This is a genomic window from Methylophaga sp. UBA4204 (assembly GCF_002379485.1).
Taxonomy (GTDB): Bacteria; Pseudomonadota; Gammaproteobacteria; order Nitrosococcales; family Methylophagaceae; genus Methylophaga.
In genome coordinates, this window is the sequence record NZ_DFTU01000084.1 from 397 (window position 1) to 4,960 (window position 4,564).

The window sequence follows — 4,564 nt, forward strand, 5'->3', positions numbered from 1 at the left end:
TAAACGACAGTTTATGCAGCACTTCACCGATACCATTCTGAAACCTCGCAATATGCCGCATAAAATGCAATTTATGGGGCCTACCGGAACCAATGCGGTGGAAGCCGCAATGAAACTGGCAAGAAGAGTTACCGGTCGTCAGGATGTCGTGGCTTTCAGTCATGGCTTTCATGGCATGACACTGGGGGCACTGAGCGCCACGGCGAATCAGTACTTCCGTAATGCAGCCGGTGTGCCGCTCAACCATGTGAAACATTTTGCCTTTGGCTGTGAAGAGGTTTGTCCGGGCTGTGAACTGGGTTGTGGAATGCAAAGTATTGATCAGTTAACAGCAATCTATAAAGACAGCTCCAGCGGTATTGCTCCGCCCGCAGCATTTTTGCTTGAAACGATACAGGCAGAAGGCGGTGTGAAGGTAGCATCAAAAGAATGGTTGCAGGCCCTGGCAAAATTGGCCAAAGAAGTCGGGGCATTATTAATCGTCGACGATATTCAGGTGGGCGTTGGCCGAACCGGTTCGTTTTTCAGTTTTGATGATCTGGGTATTGACCCTGACATTATTTGCCTGGCCAAAGGTATTGGTGGCATGGGCACACCGATGGCGATGAATTTGGTGAAGCCGGAACTTGATGAACACTGGTCGCCCGGTGAACATACTGGCACTTTCAGAGGCCAGGATATTTCCTTTGTCGCTGGTGATCAGGCACTGACTTATTTTGACAATGATGAGTTGATGAAAGAAGTCAAAACCAACGGCCAGCAAATGGCTGAAGCACTGGCACCATTGACGCAGCGGTATCCGGAAGTGAATGTGACTGGTAAAGGCATGATTCTGGGATTGGACGTCGGCAATGGAGATAGAGCCAAAGCGATTGTGAATCAGTGTTTTGATGCCGGGTTACTGATTGCCAGCTGTGGTACCGGTGGCCGTGTTGTCAAATTGATCCCCCCATTAACCACGCCCCAATCTGACTTAAAGACGGGACTGGATATTCTGGTTGAAGTAACAGACAGAGTCATGCAAATGGAGGAAGCCGCATGAGACAGCGTGATGATATGACTTTTCCGTTTGAAGAATACGAGCGACGACTACGCGAGTTAAGAGAACGTATTGCCGAACGGCATATGGATGCTGTGGTCATTTCCGATCCTGAAAATATTATGTATCTGACGGATTATCAGACGACTGGCTATTCATTTTTTCAGGCGTTGGTAGTGCCGTTGGAAGATGAACCGTTCATGATTACCCGTAAACTGGAAGAATCTAATGTAATCCATCGGACCTGGGTAGAGATTACCCGGCCGTATCCTGATACTGGCGATGCCATTCAGATGCTGGTCGATGCACTGCGTGAGTTTGGACTGGATAAAAAACGCATTGGATATGAACGTAACAGCTACTTTTTCCCTGCCTATCATCAGGACTGCATTCATACCACTTTGACCGATGGCAAACTACTGGATTGCTTTGGCATCGTAGAGGAAGGGCGGGTATGCAAATCAGCTATGGAAATTGCCTTGATGCAGAATGCTGCCAGAGCCACTGAAGCAGGTATGCAAGCCGGTATTGACGCTGTGCAGGAAGGCGTTACTGAAAATGAAATTGGTGCGGCAATCAGCGCAGCAATGTTTAGAGCAGGAGGTGAACCACCTGCGGTGATGCCGTATGTGACTTCCGGACCACGCACCATGATTGGTCATGCCACTTGGGAAGGCCGTATTGTTCAACCAAATGAACATGTTTTTCTTGAGGTGGGGGGCTGTTATCGCCGGTATCACACCGCAATGATGCGCACAATTGTTCTGGGTGCATTAAGCCCATCAATGTATAAAGCCCAGGAAATTATGAAAATGGCGCTGGACGCAGTACATAAGAATTTTCAGCCAGGCATGACCGTATCCGATGCCGACAATATGATTCGTAATATCATTACTAAAAATGATATTGGTGCACGGCTGGTGACCCGGTCGGGTTATTCAATTGGTATCGCCTTTCCACCCAGCTGGGATGAAGGGTATATCGTTAGTCTCAAACAAGGTGAATCTGCTGTGCTGAAACCTGGCATGACGTTTCACATTATCCCGTGGATGTGGGGCATCGATGGGGATAAAACCTGCGGTATCTCTGACACCATTCATATTACCGAAGATGGCTGCGAGTCCTTTTTCACCATGGATCGGGATTTTGTGGTGAAAGCCGATCAGGGCAAACAAAAGCTCATCTCGGTTGATAAAAGCCCAAAAAGCGAAGCGAAAGCTGACAAACAAATTGAGCGTTCTCAGAAATCCGCTAGCTAATTAAAGAGGTTCACATGCTAACAGCAACAAATCCGTATAGCGGAAAAAAAATCGATAGTTTCCCCTGTCTCACTAAACATGAAATGTATGCCCGAATCGGTGAGGCCAGCGCAGCTTTTGCTGACTGGAGTGATCGAAGTTTTGAAGAGCGTGGAGAGGTTTTACGTTCAGTCGCCAGACAGTTACGCGCAGAAAAACATGATCTGGCACAACTGATGGCTTTGGAAATGGGTAAGCCAATAAGAGAAGGGGTACCAGAGGTTGAAAAAGCAGCCTTTTGTGCAGAATTCTATGCCGATAATGCCGAAAAGTTTCTGGCCAGAGACACTATCGAATCGGATGCATCACTTAGTTATGTCTGTTATCAACCTTTGGGCACATTGCTGGGCATTCTGCCCTGGAATGCACCATTATGGCTGGCATTCCGCTATCTGGCCCCCGCGCTGATGGCAGGCAATACTTGTGTGATGAAACACGATCCCCATGTGCCGCAAACGGCCCAGGCAATCGCAAATGCCTTTGTTAAAGCTGGCGCACCGGAAAATATTATGGTGAATTTGCCCCTGGAAACCCCAGAAGTAGAATTAGCGATTCGTGATCCACGCATAATGGCTGTTTCGTTTACCGGTTCTGGTGGTGCAGGCCGGAAAGTAGCCGAAATTGCAGGCAGTGAAATCAAACCCTGTGTACTGGAACTGGGTGGCTCGGATCCCAGTATTATTCTTGCCGATGCGGATCTGGAAACGGCCGCGGATGTGGTTACACTGTCGCGAATCATTAATGCAGGACAGTCCTGTATTGCCGCAAAACGAATTATTGTCGAGGCTGAAATCTACGACCATTTTGTCGAACTATTATTAAATCGACTCAAAAAATTGCAAATGGGCGATCCATTACAACCTAGTACCGATATCGGGCCGATTGCTCGCAAGGATTTACAACTGAATCTGCATCGTCAGGTGGAAGATACCGTTGCGGCAGGTGCGAAATGTTTATTAGGAGGCGAATTACCGGATACCGATGGTTTTTTCTACCCGGTCACCTTGCTGACCGAAGTGACTCCCACAATGTGTGCGTTTCGTGAGGAAACCTTTGGGCCAATTATGGCGGTGATTAAAGCAGAAGATCACGAACACGCACTGGAAATGGCCAATGACACGGAATACGGTTTAGGTGCCAGCATCTGGACTAAAAATGCCGAATTGGCTTCGCATCTGGCCATGCAGCTTCAATCTGGTCAGGTTGCAATAAACGGCATTGTGAAAACCGATCCTCGATTACCAAGCGGTGGAATCAAGGGATCCGGTTTTGGTCGAGAGCTCGGGCCACACGGAATCCATGAGTTTGTGAACGCCAAACAGGTGTGGATTAAGTAATTTCAATCAGGTTTAGAGGGTGAGATCATAATGATCTCACCCAATTTAAATCAATATTTTGTGATTTCAGTAGCTAGTTTTTCAGCTAATTTATCCAAGTTGCTACCCAATGCCCGCACTAAAGCCGGATAACCATCTGCTGCCAGAGTTGTTTCAATATGAAAGGGTGAGATGACAATCAATTCACCTGTGTGATCGCGCAAACGCCATTGTCCGCTGGTCACCGCTTTGCCAGTAAAGTGCCCATGAAACTGCTCAATATCCAACTGTAAATTCCACGCCGTTTGTTTTAATCCCCGACTATCTGACAGCACCAGCAACTCTGGGAGTTGTTTGCTCAATCGGCTACGCAATCCACGGCGAATTTGTTGGCCCAGGTTTTCTGCCCAAAGATGCTCATTGGCTTGATGCAGAGTAATGTCATCCATTTGCAATGCAATGCGTTCGCTGTCAAGAAATTCAGCCAGGCTAATAGAGCCTATTACAAGGACTTGTGCCTCAGGTGTTGAAGCCTGCTCAGAGGATTGAAAGGTTTCTGGCAGGGTATATCGTTGTGTATTAACTGCTTGATTGGCACAAGCCATTAAACTCATTACCAGCAATAAGCTAAAAAACAATTTATTGATTGTTATCAACATAAATAATCCCGATTATTTTGGCGCTCGTGGTAGTGGGTCGTCGCTGTCACGACGATCAAAAATTAGTGCATTGGGTTGTTCGCCCAAAGTCCGTGCGATGGGCTGAAGATCACGCAGCAGTTTTTCCAACCGTTGCAAGGTGCCTGTCATCTCTTGATAAGCGGAGGAATCAGGCGAAAGCCCCTGCAAAGTGGCTCGAATTTCTGTAAGTGTCTGATTAATATTTTCAGGGATCTGTTGCGTTTCAGAAGC

Annotated in this window: 4 protein-coding genes and 1 pseudogene; 3 read left to right on the forward strand and 2 right to left on the reverse strand. The window is 47.4% G+C overall.

From position 1 onward, the window contains the following. The 3 genes from B3182_RS12150 to B3182_RS12160 all read left to right on the forward strand — a co-directional run. The coding region (locus tag B3182_RS12150) for a diaminobutyrate--2-oxoglutarate transaminase (protein WP_292752915.1) at nucleotides 1-1,042 on the forward strand (1,042 nt) is incomplete at its 5' end. Next, nucleotides 1,039-2,298: an ectoine hydrolase gene (doeA, locus tag B3182_RS12155; protein WP_292358060.1), complete on the forward strand. Its 1,260-nt coding sequence runs from the start codon at nucleotides 1,039-1,041 to the stop codon at nucleotides 2,296-2,298. The genes B3182_RS12150 and doeA, both read left to right, overlap by 4 nt. Before the next feature lie 14 nt (nucleotides 2,299-2,312). Continuing rightward, nucleotides 2,313-3,674 (forward strand): NAD-dependent succinate-semialdehyde dehydrogenase, encoded by a 1,362-nt coding sequence (locus B3182_RS12160; protein ID WP_292358062.1) that lies wholly within the window; start codon nucleotides 2,313-2,315, stop codon nucleotides 3,672-3,674. A 50-nt stretch (nucleotides 3,675-3,724) separates the two neighbouring features. Here the strand turns inward: B3182_RS12160 and B3182_RS12165 are convergent, their stop codons facing one another. Together B3182_RS12165 and B3182_RS12170 are read right to left on the reverse strand one after the other, a co-directional pair. After that, nucleotides 3,725-4,312, reverse strand: coding sequence for a PqiC family protein (locus B3182_RS12165; RefSeq protein ID WP_292358064.1), 588 nt, complete (start codon nucleotides 4,310-4,312; stop codon nucleotides 3,725-3,727). A gap of 12 nt (nucleotides 4,313-4,324) precedes the next feature. Next, nucleotides 4,325-4,564 (reverse strand): annotated as a pseudogene (locus tag B3182_RS12170) (mammalian cell entry protein); the annotation flags it as partial.